Raw genomic sequence first — 18,050 nt, forward strand, 5'->3', positions numbered from 1 at the left:
CCAGGGGCGCCGCCCGCCACAGCCTGACGGGCAACCGCCCCGGACACCGGTCCACGCCCACAAAGCGGCGGCCAAAGGCGCTACCCCACCGCATTCCAGGCTTCGAAGGAGGCTCTCAGCCGCTCATTAGCGGACTAAATCAACGATATCCGCCAAGGGCGATCTCTGAGACCTTGGCGCCATGCAGAGCGAGCAGGTGGTTGGCCTCGTGATCGCCGGTGGGCGGTCCCAGAGATTCGGTGGCGAGAAGGCCGTGGCGACGCTGGCGGGCAGGTCCCTCCTCGCGCGGGCCTGCGCGCGGCTGGCCGTTGAGTGCGGGGTCGTGGCGGTGAACGCCATGCCGGGCGGCGAAGGGGCGGCCGAGGCTGGCCGACTCGGCCTGGCGGTGCTCGGCGATCCGCCCGGCCTGGCGCAGGGCCCGCTGAGCGGCGTCCTGGCTGGGCTACGATGGGCGCGGGAACGAGGCGCCGGCCTGATGATCACCCTGCCCTGCGACACACCCCTGCTGCCGGACGACCTCGTTTCGCGCCTCATCGCGGCGGCCGACGGCCGGTCCTGCGCCGCGGCGCGGACGCCGGACGGCATGCAGTCGCTCTGCGCCGCCTGGCGCGTCGACCTGATCGCCGACCTGGAAGCCGCCTTGGCGAATGGCCATCATCCGCCGGTCCATGGTTTCCTGGAAGATCACGACTGCGGCCTGGTCGACTATGCCGACGCCGCGGCCTTCCTCAACATCAACACGCCTCAGGATCTCGCCGAGGCCGCGCGGAGGCTGGGCGCATAGGCGGCGCGGGCCTGGCCGGCGACCTCGCCAACCACCAGCAGGACAGGGCCTGAAAATGCCGCGTTTTCAACCTCTTTCCCCAGTATCCTCAGGGTCGTCGAGATGATCCGCGCCTCGGGCCGTCCGGCGTTCTCGACGGCCAGGGCGGGCGTGTCGGGCGCACGCCCCTCGGCCATCAGACGATCGGCCGCGGCGTGGGCGGCGTCGCGGGCCATGTAGAGGATGAGGGTGGTCTCAGCGTCGGCCAGGCCGCTCCAGCCGCTCTCCACGATGCTGCCATCCTGCACGCGAGCGGTGGCGAAGGCGATGCGGCGGGCCTCGCCGCGATGGCTGAGCGGGAAGGCGAACTGCGCCGCTGCGGCGCTGGCGGCGGTGACGCCGGGAACGATCTCGACCTCCACGCCATGGGCTTCCAGGAAGGCGCGCTCCTCCCCCGAGCGGCCGAACACCGAGGGGTCGCCGCCCTTCAACCGCACCACCTCGACCCCACGACGCGCCAGACGCAGCATCAGCCGATTGATGGTCTCCTGCCTCATGCTGGCCTTGCCCGCTCGCTTGCCGGTCTGGATGCGCACGCAGCCGGCCGGGGCCAGGGCCAGGATCTCGTCGGGGATGAGGGCGTCGTAGAGCAGGGCCTGGGCGCTCTCCACGGCGCGCAGGGCGCGGACGGTCATCAGGTCGACGGCGCCGGGGCCGGCGCCCACCAGGCGGACCTTGCCCATTTCAAGCGGCATGACGGGCCTCCTCCTTGGACGTGTTGCGCAGCAGGCGGGCGAGCTCGGGCCGGCAGGACCCGCAGTTGGTCCCCGCCCCGGTGGCCGCGCCCAGCGCTTCGATCGTCTCGGCGCCCTGGGCGACGGCGGCCGTGAGCTTGTGGGTCCCGACCTTGAAACAGGCGCAGACGATGGCGCCCTCGTCGCGGGAACCGGGCGCGCGGCCGGCCAGCAGGGCGGCGCGGTCGGCCATCGACAGCGCCTCGTCCAGGAACCGGTCGGCGATCCAGCCGCGCACCGGCAGGCCGCCCATCTCGGTGACCACCAGCACCCGCTCGGGCCGGCCGTCGCGCAGAATGGCCCGGCGCACCGTGCCGCGAGCCGGATCGTCCATGGCGAGCGCCTCACCCTCCCCTTCCGGCATCAGGGCGGCGGCGGCGGCCTCGCGCTCCTCCAGACCGCCGAGCCCTGCGAACTCGTGGACGTGGCAGCCGTCATAGGGGGTGCGCCGCCACACCAGGTCGAGGCCATCGGGCGGCGACTGCGGTTCGCGGGTCACCAGGAAGCCGCGCCACGCCTCGCCATAGGCGCTGACCCGGGCCGGGGTGTGCTTGAACTCCGGCTGGCCGGAGGTGGGATCGACGAAGGGCTCGACCAGCGGGTTGCAGCGGCCCGAAGGCGCGAAGGCGTTGGTCCAGTGCATGGGCAGGAAGATACCGCCGGGGCGCTGGCGATCACTGAGCTTGGCGGTGACCACGGCCTGGCCGACGCGGGTCTCGATCCGCGCCAGTTCGCCATCGGCGATCCCGAAGCGGGCGGCGTCGGCGGGATGGATCTCCACCATGGGCTCCGGTGCGTGACGGCAGAGCTCGGGGGCCAGGCCGGTGCGGGTCATGGTGTGCCAGTGGTCGCGCACCCGGCCGGTGTTGAGCGCCAAGGGATAGTCGGCGTCCGTTGGCCGCGCGGGGCCCAGTGGCTTGACCGGTTTCAGATTCGCCCGGCCGTCGGGCGTCTGGAAGCCACCCTCCGTGAACAGCCGAGCGGTCCCGCCCAGGGGCCCCACCGGCCATTGCACCGGCTCAAGCGCCTCGTAGTCCGCGTCCGACAGCTCGCTCAGCGGTCCCAGATTGAGCAGACGCGCGCCGTCGTTCTCGAAGCGGGTGAGCGCGGCGTATTCGCGGAACACGTCGCCGGGACCGCCCCAGCCAAAGGCCTCGCCGTGACCCATGGCGGCGGCCACATCGGCGACGATCCGCCAGTCAGCGCGGGCCTCGCCGGGGGCGGAAAACAGCGGCCGCTGGCGCGAGATGCGGCGCTCGGAATTGGTGACCGTGCCGTCCTTCTCACCCCAGGCCAAGGCGGGCAGCTTCACATGCGCGAATTCGAGGGTGTCGGTTTCGGTCATGACATCGGAGACCGCCACGAAGGGACAGGCCGCCAGGGCCTCGGCGACCCGCGAGGCGGCCGGCAGGCTGACCACCGGATTGGTGGCCATGACCCAGATCGCCTTGATCCGTCCGTCGCGCACCGCTTCGAACATCTCGACGGCCTTGAGGCCCGGCGCGGGCGCGACCCGGGGTGTGTTCCAGAAGGCGGCGAGCCGCTCGCGGTCCGCCCGGCCGAAGCCCATGTGGGCGGCGAGCGTCGTCGCCATGCCCCCGGTCTCGCGCCCGCCCATGGCGTTGGGCTGGCCGGTGATCGAGAAGGGCGCGGCGCCCGGCTTGCCGATCTTGCCGCTGGCCAGGTGGGCGTTGAGGATGGCCAGGCCCTTGGAAACCCCCTGAGCCGACTGGTTGGCGCCCATGCTGAACAGGGTCACCGTCTTCTGGGTCTCGGCGAAGGCGGCGTAGAAGGCCAGCACAGCGTCGGGGGTCAAGCCGCAATCGCGGGCGATAGCCTGCAGGCTCTGGTCGTCGGCGGCCAGCGCCCGGCGGACGTCGCCGAAGCCGTTGAGATGGGCCGCCACATAGGCCCGGTCGATCCCGCCATTCGTATCCATCCAGGCCAGCAGGCCGTTCCACAGGCGAACATCGGTCTGAGGCGCCAGCGGCAGGAAGAGGTCGGCGCCCTCGGCGGTGTCGGTGCGGCGCGGGTCGATGACGATCCAGCGCTGGCCCCGCGCCCGGGCCTGCTCCATGCGGCGGAACAGCACCGGATGGGTCCAGGCGGCGTTGTGCCCCGAGAACACCACCAGGTCGGCGAGGTCGAGGTCCTCATAACAGCCGGGCACCAGGTCGGCCCCGAAGGCCTGGCCATGGGCGGCGACCGCCGAGGCCATGCAGAGCCGCGAATTGGTGTCGATATTGCCCGAGCCGATGAAGCCCTTCATCAGCTTGTTGGCGGCGTAATAGTCCTCGGTCAGCAGCTGGCCAGAGACATAGAAGGCCACCGAGTCCGGTCCATGCTCGGCTAAAGTCCGCGAGAAGGCGTCGGCCACCGCGGCCGTCGCCTCGTTCCAGCCCACGGCGCGGTCGCCGATCATCGGATGCAGCAACCGGCCCTGCAGGTGGACCGTCGAGCCCAGGGCCGAGCCCTTGGAGCACAGGCGGCCGAAATTGGCGGGGTGGTCCTTGTCACCGGAGATCGCCAGGCCCCGCGCCTCTTCAGGTCGGCCCGCCACGCCGCAGCCGACCCCGCAATAGGGGCAGGTGGTCTTGATCGGCGAGGCGGCGCCGTCGGCCATGGGTCAGGTCCGCCCCAGCAGCAGCCGCCCGTCGCGCACTTCCAGCGGCACCACCGGCGCGCAGCCCTTGCCGCGATCGGCGCCCAGGGGCTCGCCCGTGGCCAGCTCGATCGACCAGTTGTGCAGCGGACAGGCCACGGCGTGGCCGTGGACGATCCCCTGGCTGAGCGGCCCGCCCTTGTGCGGGCACTTGTCCATCAGGGCGAACACCTTGCCGTCGCCGGTGCGGAAGATGGCGATGTCGCCCTGGGCGCTGGGCACGCGCCGCGCGCCGCGCAGGGGGATGTCTGTCACGGCGCCGACGTCGGTCCAGGTCATGGGGTCCTTCACGAGGGCGTTCATGCGGGGGCGAACTCCAGGCGGCGGCTGAGCGGGTTGAACTCTTCGGCGTGACGGCCGGCCACCCGCTCGGCCCAGGGGTCGATGCGCGAGAAGCGTTGCGAATAGGCGAAGCGGTCGTGCAGGGCCCGGCGGTTCTCCGGGTCCTCGATCTCGGCCTGGATCGAGGCCAGGCCGACCCGGTCCATCCACTTGTAGATCCGCTCCAGGTACCAGCCGCGCTCGCGATAGAGCTGGGTGACGGCGCAGATGGTCCAGACCGCCTCCTCCTCGGTGGCGACCCGGGTGAGGATCTCGGTGCCGCGGATGTGCAGGCCGGCGGCGCCGCCGATATGGATCTCGTAGCCGCTGTCGACGCAGATCACGCCGATGTCCTTGCAGGTGGCCTCGGCGCAGTTGCGCGGACAGCCGGACACGCCGAGCTTGACCTTGGCCGGGGTCCAGGACCCCCACATGAACTTCTCGAGCCTGATGCCCAGGCCGGTGGAGTCCTGGGTGCCGAACCGGCACCAATCCGACCCGACGCAGGTCTTCACCGTGCGCAGGCCCTTGGCGTAGGCGTGGCCCGAGACCATGCCCGCGGCGTTGAGATCGGCCCAGACGGCGGGCAGGTCGTCCTTCTTGACTCCCAGCAGGTCGATGCGCTGGCCGCCGGTGACCTTGACGGTCGGAATCTGGAACTTGTCGGCCACGTCGGCGATGGCGCGCAGCTCGTTGGGCGTCGTCACCCCGCCCCACATGCGCGGCACGACGGAGTAGGTGCCGTCCTTCTGGATGTTGGCGTGGACCCGCTCATTGATGAAGCGGCTCTGCTTGTCGTCGCGATAGTCGCCGGGCCAGGCGCAGAGCAGATAGTAGTTGAGCGCCGGGCGGCAGGACGAGCACCCGTCGGGGCTGTGCCATTCCAGGGCCTGCATGACCGCCGGCAGGGACTTCAGGCTCTCGGCCAGGATGCGCTTGCGGACCTCGTCGTGGCCATGCTGGGTGCAGGCGCAGACCGGCTTCGGCCCGGTCTGGACCTCGAAACCGTCGCCCAGGGTGAGCTGCAGGAGCTGTTCGACCAGCGGGGTGCAGGAGCCGCAGGAGGCGGAGGCCTTGGTGTGGGCCCGCACGCCGTCCAGGGTGGTCAGGTTGAGTTCGGTGATGGCGCCGGTGATCGCGCCCTTGCAGACGCCGTTGCAGCCGCAGACCTCTTGCGAGTCCGGCATGGCCGCAACGGCCGACCTAGGGTCCACCCCCCGAAGGGCCTCCGTGATCGCCTGGCCGAATATGAGCGTGTCGCGCAGCTCGGCTACGTCGGCCCCGGTGCGCATCAGGTCGAAGTACCAGCCGCCATCGGCGGCGTCGCCGAACAGCACTGCGCCGGCCACCTTGCCGTCCTCGATGACCACGCGCTTGTAGACCCCGCGTCCCGCATCGCGGAACACCACGTCCTCGCAGCCCTCCCCGCCGCCGAACTTGCCGGCCGAGAACACGTCGACGCCGGAGACTTTCAGGCGGGTCTGCAGCAGCGACCCTTCGTAGGCGGCGTCGGCGCCGGTCAGCACCTCGCCGAGCGTCCGGCACATGTCCCAGATGGGCGCGACCAGGCCATAGGCGACACCACGGTGCTCGGCGCACTCGCCGATGGCGAAGATGGCGGGGTCGGAGGTGCGCATCTGGTCGTCGACCACCACGCCCCGGCCGCAAACGATGCCGGCGGCGTTGGCCAGGCCGGTGGCTGGCCGAATGCCGACCGCCATGACCAGGATGTCGCCGGGAATGACCGTGCCGTCCTTCAGCTTCAGACCGGCGACGCGGCCGTTCTCGCCCAGGATCGCCTCGGAATGGGCGCCCAGCACCGTCTCCACCCCGCGCTCGGCCAGGGCCTCGCGCAGCAGGAAGCCCGCCGACTCGTCGAGCTGGCGTTCCATCAGCACGTCCATCAGGTGGATCACGGTGGCGGCCATGCCGCGGCGGACCAGGCCGTAGGCGGCTTCAAGGCCCAGCAGGCCCCCGCCGATGACGATGGCGCGACCGCCGCGCTCGGCGGCGGCGACCATGGCCTCGACGTCGTCGAGGTCGCGGAAGGTGACGACGCCTTCCAGGTCCGCGCCCGGCAGGGGCAGGCGCACAGGGTCGGAGCCGCAGGCCAGGATCAGCCGGTCATAGGCGACGCTGAGCCCACCCTCGGCCTCGACCAGCTTGGCGGCCGGGTCGATGGCGATGACCTTGCGGCCGGAATGCAGGGTGATGCCGTTGTCGGCGTACCAGGCGACATCGTTGATAACGATCTCGTCGAAGGTCTTCTCCCCGGCCAGGACCGGCGAGAGCATGATGCGGTTGTAGTTCACCCTGGGCTCGGCGCCGAAGACGGTGATGTCGTAGCGCGTCGGATCGCGCTTCAGCACCTCTTCGATGGCCCGGCACCCGGCCATGCCGTTGCCGATGACGACCAGACGTTCCTTAGGCTGGGACATCGCCCTCTCCGCCTTGGGCCCCGCGATGCACGGAGCGACAAACTGTTCGGATGGACGCCTTTGCCCCGGTTGACCCCTCAGGGGCCGCGGCTCGCGAGAACCGCTTGGCGAAGCTTCGTTGCTCCGCACCTTCCGCTTCTACGGCAAGCCTTGCTGCGGTGCAGCGTCGGGAGGCGTCGGGTCCGGCCTCGACAGCCGGACCGCTCGAAAATGAGGCGTCCGGGGTTGCGGGGCGCCTATCCCTTGGGCGCCCTTAGACCCGCGCCACGGTGGCCGAGGCCGCGCCCCAGGTGGTGCGCCACTGCTTCTTGATGCTGGTGAGGCCCACCAGGGCCACCAGGGCCAGGGCCGCGAAGCCGAGGAAGCCCGCCTGGTAGGAGCCGGTGAGCTGCTTAGCCAGGCCCAGGCTGGAGGCCAAGTAGAAGCCGCCGATCCCGCCGGTCATGCCGACCAGGCCGGTCATCACCCCGATCTCGTTGCGGAACCGCTGCGGCACTAGCTGGAAGACAGCGCCATTGCCCATGCCGAGCGCCGCCATGCCGCAGATCACCACGCCCAGGGTCACGCGCACGTCGGCCAGGCCGAAGCTCATGACGCTCAGGGCCGCGGCGGCGACCACATACATGATCGAGAGCGTGCGGATGCCGCCGATCCGGTCGGCCAGCGCCCCGCCGATGGGCCGCACCATGGAGCCGGCGAACACGCAGGCGGCTGTGAAGAACCCGGCCATCACCGGCGCCAGGCCGTACTGGGTGTTGAAGTAGATGGTCAGGGACGAAGACAGGCCCACGAAGCCGCCGAAGGTCACCCCGTAGAACAGCATGAACCACCAGGCGTCGCCGATCTTCAGCACCGACAGGTACTCCGTCAGGGGCTTGGGCGCGGGCTGGTCCGGGCTGTCCTTGGCGAACACCAGATAGACCAGGAAGGCGACGATCAACGGGATGGTCGCCAGGCCGAGCACGTTCTGCCAGCCGAACAGGTTGGCCAGGCCCGGCGCGAACAGCGAAGCGAAGACCGTTCCGGAATTGCCGGCGCCGGCGATCCCGAGCGCCACACCCTGGTACTGCGGCGGATACCAGCGCGAGGCCAGCGGCAGGGCGATAGCGAAGGACGATCCCGCCACCCCCAGCACGAGGCCCACCGCCAGCACGCCGGCATAGGTGTCGACCTTCAGCATCCAGGCGATCAGCAGACCGGCGATGACGATGATCTGGCACAGGGTGCCGGCCAGCTTTGGGCCGATGCGGTCGACCAGGACCCCGTTGACGATGCGCAGCACCGCCCCGGCCAGCACCGGCAAGGCGACCATCAGGCCCTTCTCGGCGGCGTTGAGGTCCAGGTCCTTGGCGATCTGCACGCCCAGCGAGCCCAGCAGGACCCAGACCATGAAACTCATGTCGAAATAGAAGAAGGCCGAGGCCAGGGTGGGGGTATGGCCTGCCTTGAGAAAGTCTTTGCCGATCATGACCGCGCTCTGGAACAGGCGTCGCCGGCGGCGACGCGGATGGATGAGAAGGCGGATCGTCCAGAGCGTCCTGGAAACCCGCGTCGCCATTGGCGCGGGCGAAACGGCTCGCCGAATGGGCGCCATCTAGAGCCTGGCGCCCGGTCCTGCGGCGCCTTGCGAGAGCTTGGCCGGAGATTCGATGGTGGTTTGCGCAAAGATGCGGCGCCGAGCCTTCGCACCTGCACAAAAATGGGCGCCGGGACTGGACAGCCGCGCTGCGATGACGGCTGACGGGCAGGGATGGAAACCACAGGAACCAGTCTGCGCGTCCTCACGGGCCTGGCCAGCGAGACCGGCCGGCGGGCGCGCAACGAGGATTTCGCCGCCGCGGTGCTGGAGCCGCCCGGCCGGATGACCGGCGTCGCCTGCGCCATCGCTGACGGGATGGGCGGCGCCAAGGGCGGCCGGGTGGCGGCCGAGCTCTGCGTCCGCGCGGTGCTGGACGGCTATCTCGGGGCCAGCGAGACCCGCAGTGTGCGGCGCACCGCCGCCCACGCCGTCGACAGCGTCAACCGCTGGATCCACGCCCAAGGACGGACGGACGCGGAACTGGCGGGCATGGGCTGCACCTTGACCGTCGCGATCCTGCGCGGCCGGCGGCTGCATGTGCTGCATGTGGGCGACACGCGGCTCTACCGGCTGCGCGACGGACGGCTGGCGCGGCTGACGGTGGATCACCGGCTGGAGGGCACGACCAATATCCTGACCCGCGCCGTCGGCATCGCCGAGAGCCTGCGTATCGACTACGCCAGCGAGGATCTCGCGCCCCACGACCGGCTGTTGCTGGTCAGCGACGGCGTCCACGGCGCCCTGAACGACCGCCGCCTCGAGGAGATGCTGGCCCTGCGCGAGGGACCCGACGAGACCGCGCGACGCCTGGTCCAGGCCGCCCTGGAGGCCGGGTCCGACGACAACGTCACCGCCCTGGTGGTCGATGTCCTGGAGCTGCCCGCCGCCGACGTGGCCGGTCTCAGCCAGGAGGTCGAGGCCCTGCCCATGCGCGAGCCGCCCCAGGCCGGCGAGAGCATCGACGGCTTCGAACTTCAGGCCCTGATCGCCGACGGCCGCTACAGCCGGGTGTTCCGGGCGCGTGACGCCGACAACGACGCCAGCGTCCTGGTCAAGTTCCCCAAGCCCCAGGCCCTGGGCGCCGAAGCCTCGGCGCGGGCGGCCTTCCTGCGCGAGTCCTGGGTGGCGAGCCGGGTGCAGAACCCCTTCGTCGGTGCGGTGCTGGACCTGCCCGCCGGCCGTCGCACCAGCCTCTACCTCGTCCAGCCCTTCTATGCGGGGGAGACGCTGGAGCGGCGGCTATCGCGATCCCCGCCCGTGAGCCTGGACCAGGGCCTGGACATCGCCGTCAAGCTGACCAAGGCCATCGCCTCCCTGCACCGGGCCGGCGTCATCCACCGCGACATCAAGCCCGAGAACGTGATCCTGGAGCCGGGCGGCGGGCTGAAACTGATCGACCTGGGCGTGGCGCGACTGCCGAACCTGGAGGCCGCCCTACCCCCGGACATTCCCGGCACGCCCAGCTACATGGCGCCGGAACTCTTCGCAGGCGTCGCCGGCGACGAGCGCTCGGACATCTTCGCCCTGGGCGTCACGCTCTATGCGATGTTCTCGGGCGGCCGCTATCCCTACGGCGAGATCGAACCCTTCACCACACCGCGCCATCGCCGTCCGGCTCCGCTCTCGGCCTGGCGGCCCGACCTGCCGGCCTGGGTGGAGACGGTGCTGGCCCGCGCCGTGGCGGTCGATCCGGCCGAGCGGTTCCAGGACGGCTTCGAACTGGCCTTCGAGCTGGAGAACGGCGCGATAAGGGGCGCGCCCGCCCGCCGGACGCGCCCCTCGCTCTATGACCGCGACCCGCTGCGCTTCTGGCAGGTCGCGGCCCTCATCCTGCTGGTGCTGCTGGTGATCTCCCTCGCCAGTCCCTAAGCCGCCACCGCGTGGCGGGCGTAGAGGAACTCCAGCACCGACTTGCGGGCCCGCAGGTAGTCGAGGTCGGTGGCCAGCTCCAGCCGCCGGCGGGGACGGGCCAGGCCGACGCTGAGCACCTCGCCGATCGTCGCCGCCGGGCCGTTGGTCATCATCACGATGCGATCCGAGAGCAGCGCGGCCTCGTCCACGTCGTGGGTGATCATCAGCACCGTGTTCTTCAGCTTGGCATGGATCTCCATGACGCTGTCCTGCAGGTGGGCGCGGGTCAGCGCGTCCAGGGCGCCGAACGGCTCGTCCAGCAGCAGCACCTTGGGCTGGATGGCCAGGGCCCGGGCGATGCCGACCCGCTGCTTCATGCCGCCGGAGATCTCGGAGGGGCGCTTGTCGACGGCATGCGTCATCTGGACCAGAGCCAGGTTCTCCATCGCCCAGTCGTGGCGCTCGCGGCCGTTCTTCTTGCCGCGGAACACCTTGTCCACCGCCAGGCGGACGTTCTCGTAGACCGACAGCCAGGGCAGCAGGGAGTGGTTCTGGAACACCACCGCCCGGTCGGGACCCGGCGCCTCGACCGCCGAGTGGTCGAGGATAACCGCCCCGGTGGTGATCGGCACGAGGCCCGCCACCACGTTCAGCAGGGTCGACTTCCCGCAGCCGGAATGGCCGATGATCGAGACGAACTCGCCCTCGTCGATCTGCAGGTTCACGTCGGCCAGCACCTCATTGGCGCCGGTGCGGCCGGGGAACGAGACGCCGAGCGCCTCGATGGAGAGGAAGGCCTTGGGCATGTCCTGTTCCTTCTAGGAGAGCGCCGAGCCGCGGCTGACGAGACGTCCCAGCAGGGCCACGCCGCGGTCCAGCGCGAAGCCCACCAGGCCGACCCAGACCAGGGCGACCACGATGTCGGAAATGCGGGACGAGTTGTACTGGTCCCAGATGAAGAAGCCGACGCCGACCCCGCCCAGCAGCATCTCCGAGGCGACGATGGCCAGCCAGCTCATGCCGACCCCGATGCGCAGGCCGGTGAAGATGTAGGGCGTGGTGGCCGGCAGCAGGATCTTCCAGAAGTGCTCCAGCGGCGAGAGGCTGAGGGTGCGACTGACGTTCACATAGTCGGTCGGGATGTTCCGTACGCCGACGGCCGTGTTGATGATGATCGGCCAGATCGAGGTGATGAAGATCACGAACAGGGCCGAGGGCTGGGCCTCGCGGAAGGCGGCGAGCGAGATCGGCAGCCAAGCCAGGGGCGGCACGGTCCGCAGCACCTGGAACAGCGGGTCGAGCCCGCGATGGGCCCACACATTGGCCCCGACCAGAACGCCGAGCCCTATGCCGACCACCGCGGCCAGGCCGAAACCCACCCCCACCCGGCTGAGGCTGGTGGAGACGTGCCAGAACAGGCCCTTGTCGACCCCGCCATTGTCGAAGAAGGGATCGAGGATCAGGTCCTTCGACTCCAGCCAGATCATGCTGGGCGCCGGCAGGCCGGCGCCGTCCCCGGCCAGGAACTGCCAGACGCCGAGCAGGATCAGCAGCATGAGGGCGGGCGGCAGGACGGCCGCGGCGACCGCCTTGGCGGCCGTCAGGGCGCGGACCGCCCGCGACGGTCCCGGCGTGGGGAGCCGGGAGATCGTCGCGGGCGCGAGGTTCGTCGGCGGCTCGACTTCGCCGGCGATCTCGAACTTTTGCGCGGGCAGGCTCATGGGAAGCTCCTAGCCATGGGAAGGGGTCAGACCAGCTTCTTGATCGGCTGGCTCGCCAGGTAGGCGGCGGGGTTGGCCGGATCGAAGACCTTGCCGTCGAAGAAGCGCTCGACGCCGCGGCTGTCGGAAGCCGGCGCCGCCACGCCGAGCGACTTGGCCGCCGCCCGCCAGACGTCGGCGCGGTTGACCTTGGCCACAAGGGCCGCGGCGTTGGTGTTCCTGGGCATGACCCCCCACCGCTGGTTCTCGGTCACGAACCACAGGTCGTGCGACTTGAACGGGAACGAGGCGTTGTCGGCCCAGAACTTCATGACGTGGCCCGAGCCCTTCACCGAACGGCCGTCGCCGTAGTTGATGGTCCCCTGCAGCCTTGGAAGGATGTCGCCCATCGGTACGTTGATGTACTGACGGCCCGAGACGATGGAGCACATGGCCGCCTTGTTGGCCGCCTTGTCGCACCACATCTGAGCCTCCATGACGGCCATGGTCAGCGCCTGGGCCGCGCGCGGATATTTCGCCACCCAGTCGGCCCGGACGCCCAGGCACTTCTCCGGATGATTCATCCAGATCTCGGATGTCAGGCAGGCGGTGTAGCCGACCTTCTGGTTCACCAACTGGCCGTTCCAGGGCTCGCCCACGCAGAAGGCGTCCTGGGTCCCGGCCTTCATGTTGGCCACCATCTGCGGCGGCGGGATCACGATGGTGGAGACGTCGGTCTCGGGATTGATGCCACCCGCCGCCAGCCAGTAGCGGAGCCACAGGTCGTGGGTCCCGCCCCGGAAGGTCATCGCCACCTTGGCGATGTTTCCGGCCGCCTTCATCTGGGCGAACTTGGCCTTGGCGCCGCCGCTGTTGAGACCGACCTTCACCGCCTTGAGATCGCTGCCGACCGAAATCGCCTGACCGTTGGTGTTCAGCCGCGCCAGGATGTTCATCGGCAGGGGCCGGCCGCCGGTCGCGACGCCGGTCGTGAACTGATAGGGCATGGGCGTCAGGATGTGCGCGCCGTCGATGCCGCCGCCTCCGGAACCCAGGACCAGGTTATCCCGCGTGCCGCCCCATGAGGCCTGCTTCAGCACCTCGACGTCGGGCATGCCGTACTTGGCGAACAGGCCGCGTTCCTTGGCGATGATCAGGGGCGAGGCGTCGGTCAGGGCGATGAAGCCCAGCTTGGCCTTGGCGACTTCGGGGCCCGGGCCGGCGGCGAAGGCGCCGGACGGCAGGGCGGTCTTGGCGGCCAGCAGGGTGGCGGCCGCGGCGGTCAGAGCCCCACGGCGGGTCAGGTTCTTGTCGGTCATGGGATCGCTCACAGCTTGTATTCGAGGGTGAACCACACCTTGGTGCGGGAGGGCGGCGGCGCGGCCCCGCCCACGGGGACGAAGGCCTCGCGCTGGAAGTCGGCGTACTTGGCCGCCACCGAGAGCTTGGGCGTGATCGCCGCCTGGACCTGGACGTTCCACTCGTGGCCGAGGTCGGCGCCGGTCCGTTCGGCGTTGAAATCGTGGTAGCGGACCAGGATGTCGGTGTTGAAGAAGTAGGTCCTGCGGAACCGCGGCTTGATGTTGAAGCTGAGGTTCAGGTCCTCGATGCCGTCGACGAAGCCCTTGTTGCCGCCCAGCGGCTGGACGAAAGCGTCCGACCAGCCCTGGAAGGCGTGGACGGTGGCCAGCGGCGTGGTGAAGCCCCGGGTCCCGTTGCCCTCCAGCGACTCCCAGGAGAGCTTGGCCGTGTAGATGTCGAAGGTTCCGGCGACGTCGGCGCCGAAATAGTCGAGATCATAGCCGGCGGTGTTGCCGTGATAGTCGCTCTGCTGGGCGTAGGTGGCGTTGTAGGCCACCTGGAACAGCCCGACCCAGGTCTTGCCCGACGCCTTGACTCCCTTGGTCACCGAGGAGTTCGGCGCCGAGTTCTGGAAGTCGAGGGCGTAGACGAAGCCCTGCAGGCGCAGGGCCTCGGCCGGCGACCAGGTGACGTTGAGCAGATGGCTGTCGCTGTCCCAGTCCTTCATCTCTCCCAGGATGCGGTTGACGTGGGTCACGTAGGCGTAGGTCGCCTTGAACCGGCCCAACGCGACGTCACCACGCACCGCGTCGAAGGTTTGTTCGTCCTGGCGCCAGCCGACATTGCCGACGAAGCGCTGGTCGTCGATCAGAATCCTCTGCCGGCCCAGGGTGACCACCGCCGCGGCGCTGGGCGTCCAGGTGAGCTGCAGGCGGTTGAGTTCGGTGACATCCGGGTCGTTGATGATCGGGAAGCGGGCCTTGTCCGCGCCGTTCAGCGGCGGGGTCGCGGCGCCCGGCACATTGACCGAGAAGCGCTCCGAGCCGACCTGGCGGACATCCTCGAACTCCACCAGGCCCCGCAGGCCGTTCCACTCGCCGGTTTCCCAGCCAAGCCGGGTGCGCAGGGTGAGCGCCTCGCCCTCATCGCGCAGCACCGGGGTCCGGGTCTGATCCACGCCCTCGTAGCGAAGGCGGGCCTCCAGGATCAGCTTGCCGCCGGCGATGGCCTCGCTGATCGTCGGCGGCGCGGCCGGCGGCGGCGGCGGTTCCGGCGCCGGTTCGGGTTCAGGCTCGGCGACCGCCTCGGTCGGTTCCTCCGCCGCGACCGCGGGGGCCTCTTCCGTCGCAGCCGTGGGCGGGGCCTGAGCCGCCGCCCCTGTCGCAGTAACCAGCGCCGCGGCGATCGCCGCTGGCGCCAGAACGCCTCTCCTCATGTTCATCGGCCTATCCCCCGAGCAAAAAAAAGACGTCCGCCGGGGTGGGAGCCCCGCGCGGACGTCGTTGTCCTTCCAAGTCCGAAACCTTGCGGTCCCGGCGACCCTCTCGGATCGTTCGCGGGACGCCATTGCCCCGCGATGTCGCCCTCAGGCCGCCACGCCGGCTTCATGCTCGCAACTGCGAAATGACGGATATCGCCGTTCCGTCAGCGCCCGGACGCCTTTTGCATCAAGGATGGGCGCCATTGTGCGGTGCAGCGCACAAGGATTGAGCGTCGGACAGTCGACTCAGGACCGGAGCCGGCCGATGGCGAAGCCGGCGGCGTAGCGTTCCGGTTGCGCGGCGTCGAAGCTCCCGCCGTCGAAGAACAGGTCCGGGGCCATGGGAATCGGGGCGGTGGCCTCGTCCAGGGTCCAGGCCGAGGCGTGCAGGCCCTCGACCTTCTCGTCCACCAGCGGCGCCGGCGCCCCCAACTCGGCGGCGGCGGCGCGGAACAGGTCGGGCCGATAGACCGCCTCGGCGGTCCCGGCGATATCGGCCTCCGGTCCGATCTGGCCCCAGCGCAGCATCTGGGCGAGGAACCAGACCGCATGGCTGCGCCAGGGGAAGCTCGCGGCGTAGCGGTGATAGATAATATAGTCTTGGTCGTCAGGGCCTGGTTCGCCCAGGGCGTAGGGCGGCGCGCCGGTGAGCGAGCGTGCGACCACCTCCTCGGGCGCGTCCACATAGCGATGATGGGCCAGTATGGCGGCCAGTTCCCCCCGGTTGCCTGGTTCGTCGGCCCAGGCCGCAGCCCTGATCAGCGCCCGCAGGGTCGCGCTCAGGGTCAGGGGATGGCGCTCGGCGAAGCCCTCGGTGACGCCGAACACCTTGTCCGGCCCCACGCCCCAGAGCTCGGCGGCGTAGACCATGATCTCGCCATGGCCGTCGGCGACCGCCTGGGCGTTCCAGGGCGCCCCGACGCAGAATCCATCGATATCGCCGGCCGCCAGGCGTGCAGTCATCCGCGCGGGCGGCGTCACCACGATGCGCAGGTCGCGATCGGGATCGACGCCGGCCTCCGCCAGCCAATAGCGCAGTTCGTAATTGTGCACCGAGAACGGGAAGACCACGGCGAAGGTCAGCGGCGGCAGGCCCTGGGCCTTGCGCGCGGCGATGATCGTGGCCAGCGGCCGGGCGGTGCGGGGCCGCAGTTGCATGCTCTGGGGCTCGGCCGCGCGCATGGCGTCGGCCAGGGCGGTCGAGACGGTGATCGCGCTGCCGTTCAGGTTCAGCGACATTGGCGCGATCATCCGCGCGGGTTCGCCGCAGATCCCCAGCCTCACCGCCAAGGGCATGGGCGCCAGCATATGGGCGCCGTCCAGCGCGCCCATGGCCACCTTGTCGCGGATATTGGCCCAGGAGGCCTCGCGCGACAGGTCCACAGAAAGTCCCTCGCTCTCGAAGAACCCCTTCTCGCGGGCGACCGCCAGCGGCGCGCAGTCGTTCAGCGCGATAAAGCCCAGCCGCAGCTGGGTCCGCTCCAGGCTCATGACCCGTCTCCCTTCAAGACGCCCGCGAAGGTGAGCAGGTCGTTGGCCACCGCCCCGATCGGCCGACCGGTGTCCATGGCGAGCTTGCGCAACAGGCTGTAGGCTTGGTCCTCGTCGATGCCGCGCTCCTTCATCAGGAGGCCCTTGGCGCGCTCGACGGACTTGCGCGAAGCCAGGTCGGCCTTGGCCTTGTCGAGATCCGTGCGCAGCTTCTGCATCAGCTCGAAGCGGCTCATGGCCACCTCCAGCACCGAACGCACCCGCCCCGCCGAGAGCCCGTCCACCACATAGGCCGCGACCCCGGCCTCCACCGCCGCCTCCGCCAGGCCGGGCGAGGAGCGGTCCACGAACATCACCACCGGGCGCGGGTTCTCGGAGCTCGCCTCGCGCAGGCTTTCCAGGGTGTCGCGGTCGGGGCTATCGCAGGCGATAACGATCACATCGGGAGCGAAGGACGGCAGCTCGCCCTCGATGGCCTCGAAGCTAGAGGCGCGGCGCACCTCCAGCGGGCGCACATCCGCCAACCCTTCGGCGACCAGCGCCGCCCGCGCCTCGTCCGGATCGATGATGATGACCTTCATTCGTCGCCACCCGGCGGCCAGGGGGCTCGCGCGATCAACCCGTTTCTGCGTTGAACACGAAAGCATCATCGTGGCGCCTAGAAATTAGGCGCCAGGCTGGCGAGATTCTAGAGCGGGATCTTGGCGCCGAACTTCACCCGACGGCGAACGAAGATGGTCTCGTAGCGGCCCACCGAGGGATGGTCGCCGATATGGGCGTCGGCGAATTGGTTGAAGCTCTCGATGCCGTCGAACATGCCGATGCACATGAGCTCGTAGGCGCCGGCGATCTCCATGATCACCTGGACCTGCGGCGACTTGCCCAGGAAGGCGCGGAACTCGGCCACCGACTGCGGCTTCTGTTGGACCAGCTGGATGAGCAGCACCACGGAGAGCTGTTCGCCGGCCACCTTCGGATTGACCACCGAGACGTCGGCGGTGATCACCCCGCTGTTGCGGTAGTTGCGGATGCGCCGCTGGATCGCAGATGGCGACAGGGGCACCCGGTCGGCCAGGTCGTGGGCCGTCATCTGGTTGGAATCCTGGAGCGCGGACAGGATCTGAAGGTCCAGCCTATCAAGATTAGGCGTCATTCAACGCCAGGCCCCATGACCAACATCGGCATCGTCACCAAGGCGGATGTCATGGTCATGTCTACGCGCTCCTGAACGCCGATATGTGACCCGCTTCGCCGTCTATTCGCCAATTAATTTCTCGACATATTTCTCCGCTTACTCATGTAACCGATATGATACGCGAGCTTCCCCTGCAGTAGATTGTTACGCTGGTGGGACATTCCTTTCTTTTCTGTAATCTTCCAAGCATGCAAAAGGGGCGGCGATTGGCTTCGCCGCCCCTCCCGCATTGTTTCCGGCTTCTAGAAGCGGAGCTTGATCTGCCCGAAGGCGCGGCGGCCGATCACGTCATAGGTGGACGGGTCGGTGCCGGACTGGACGTTCGGCGCGTACAGACGCGGCTGCTGGTCGGCCACGTTGTTCACGCCAAGCTTGATCTCGACATTGTCCGTGACGCCCCAGGTGGCGTCCAGGTCGATGTAGTAGGTCGCCGGGACGTTGGAAGGCACGCCGGCCGTGCCGAGGAAGGTCTCG

The 18,050-nt window shown here is 69.5% G+C and carries 15 protein-coding genes; 2 read left to right on the plus strand and 13 right to left on the minus strand.

Annotated elements, in window-relative coordinates:
• Positions 1 to 181: 181 nt before the first annotated feature.
• Complete coding sequence (locus tag Q8Q88_RS09580) at positions 182 to 784, plus strand: molybdenum cofactor guanylyltransferase (RefSeq protein ID WP_305674970.1); 603 nt, start codon at positions 182 to 184, stop codon at positions 782 to 784.
• Here the strand turns inward: Q8Q88_RS09580 and cobA are convergent.
• The 5 genes from cobA to Q8Q88_RS09605 all read right to left on the minus strand — a co-directional run bounded on the left by cobA (position 745) and on the right by Q8Q88_RS09605 (position 8,446).
• Positions 745 to 1,518: a uroporphyrinogen-III C-methyltransferase gene (gene cobA / locus Q8Q88_RS09585; protein ID WP_305674971.1), complete on the minus strand. Its 774-nt coding sequence runs from the start codon at positions 1,516 to 1,518 to the stop codon at positions 745 to 747. The two genes, Q8Q88_RS09580 and cobA, sit on opposite strands and share 40 nt — an antisense overlap.
• Positions 1,508 to 4,180 carry a nitrate reductase gene (locus Q8Q88_RS09590; protein ID WP_305674972.1) on the minus strand — a complete coding sequence of 891 codons (2,673 nt, stop codon included), beginning with the start codon at positions 4,178 to 4,180 and terminating at the stop codon, positions 1,508 to 1,510. The genes cobA and Q8Q88_RS09590 overlap by 11 nt, the downstream gene beginning before the upstream one ends.
• A gap of 3 nt (positions 4,181 to 4,183) precedes the next feature.
• Positions 4,184 to 4,522 (minus strand): nitrite reductase small subunit NirD, encoded by a 339-nt coding sequence (gene nirD / locus Q8Q88_RS09595; RefSeq protein WP_305674973.1) that lies wholly within the window; start codon positions 4,520 to 4,522, stop codon positions 4,184 to 4,186.
• Positions 4,519 to 6,978, minus strand: a complete 2,460-nt coding sequence (nirB, locus tag Q8Q88_RS09600) for a nitrite reductase large subunit NirB (protein ID WP_305674974.1) — start codon at positions 6,976 to 6,978, stop codon at positions 4,519 to 4,521. The genes nirD and nirB overlap by 4 nt, the downstream gene beginning before the upstream one ends.
• A 253-nt stretch (positions 6,979 to 7,231) precedes the next feature.
• Complete coding sequence (locus Q8Q88_RS09605) at positions 7,232 to 8,446, minus strand: NarK/NasA family nitrate transporter (protein ID WP_305674975.1); 1,215 nt, start codon at positions 8,444 to 8,446, stop codon at positions 7,232 to 7,234.
• A 282-nt stretch (positions 8,447 to 8,728) separates the two neighbouring features.
• Here Q8Q88_RS09605 and Q8Q88_RS09610 point away from each other — a divergent pair, with 282 nt between their 5' ends.
• Positions 8,729 to 10,426, plus strand: coding sequence for a bifunctional protein-serine/threonine kinase/phosphatase (locus Q8Q88_RS09610; protein ID WP_305674976.1), 1,698 nt, complete (start codon positions 8,729 to 8,731; stop codon positions 10,424 to 10,426).
• Here Q8Q88_RS09610 and Q8Q88_RS09615 read toward each other — a convergent pair.
• The 8 genes from Q8Q88_RS09615 to Q8Q88_RS09650 form a co-directional block, all read right to left on the minus strand.
• Positions 10,423 to 11,214 carry an ABC transporter ATP-binding protein gene (locus tag Q8Q88_RS09615; RefSeq protein ID WP_305674977.1) on the minus strand — a complete coding sequence of 264 codons (792 nt, stop codon included), beginning with the start codon at positions 11,212 to 11,214 and terminating at the stop codon, positions 10,423 to 10,425. The genes Q8Q88_RS09610 and Q8Q88_RS09615 overlap by 4 nt on opposite strands.
• A gap of 12 nt (positions 11,215 to 11,226) precedes the next feature.
• On the minus strand, positions 11,227 to 12,129 hold the full coding sequence (gene ntrB / locus Q8Q88_RS09620) for a nitrate ABC transporter permease (RefSeq protein WP_371129837.1): 903 nt from the start codon (positions 12,127 to 12,129) through the stop codon (positions 11,227 to 11,229).
• Between the two features lie 26 nt (positions 12,130 to 12,155).
• Entirely contained in the window at positions 12,156 to 13,427 is a 1,272-nt protein-coding gene (locus Q8Q88_RS09625) for a CmpA/NrtA family ABC transporter substrate-binding protein (protein ID WP_305674978.1), read from the minus strand.
• A gap of 8 nt (positions 13,428 to 13,435) precedes the next feature.
• The gene (locus Q8Q88_RS09630; protein ID WP_371129838.1) at positions 13,436 to 14,851 is read right to left on the minus strand and encodes an alginate export family protein; all 1,416 of its coding nucleotides are present in this window, start codon (positions 14,849 to 14,851) and stop codon (positions 13,436 to 13,438) included.
• Between the two features lie 285 nt (positions 14,852 to 15,136).
• Positions 15,137 to 16,381 carry a CmpA/NrtA family ABC transporter substrate-binding protein gene (locus Q8Q88_RS09635; protein WP_305674979.1) on the minus strand — a complete coding sequence of 415 codons (1,245 nt, stop codon included), beginning with the start codon at positions 16,379 to 16,381 and terminating at the stop codon, positions 15,137 to 15,139.
• Entirely contained in the window at positions 16,378 to 16,962 is a 585-nt protein-coding gene (locus tag Q8Q88_RS09640) for an ANTAR domain-containing response regulator (RefSeq protein ID WP_305674980.1), read from the minus strand. The genes Q8Q88_RS09635 and Q8Q88_RS09640 overlap by 4 nt, the downstream gene beginning before the upstream one ends.
• Before the next feature lie 107 nt (positions 16,963 to 17,069).
• Positions 17,070 to 17,534: an Lrp/AsnC family transcriptional regulator gene (locus Q8Q88_RS09645; RefSeq protein ID WP_305674981.1), complete on the minus strand. Its 465-nt coding sequence runs from the start codon at positions 17,532 to 17,534 to the stop codon at positions 17,070 to 17,072.
• A gap of 284 nt (positions 17,535 to 17,818) precedes the next feature.
• Positions 17,819 to 18,050, minus strand: a 232-nt coding sequence (locus Q8Q88_RS09650) for a TonB-dependent receptor (protein ID WP_305674982.1), incomplete at its 5' end; no start/stop codon positions are given.

Origin of the sequence: Phenylobacterium sp., from assembly GCF_030697925.1 — a bacterium.
Lineage (GTDB): Bacteria > Pseudomonadota > Alphaproteobacteria > Caulobacterales > Caulobacteraceae > Phenylobacterium.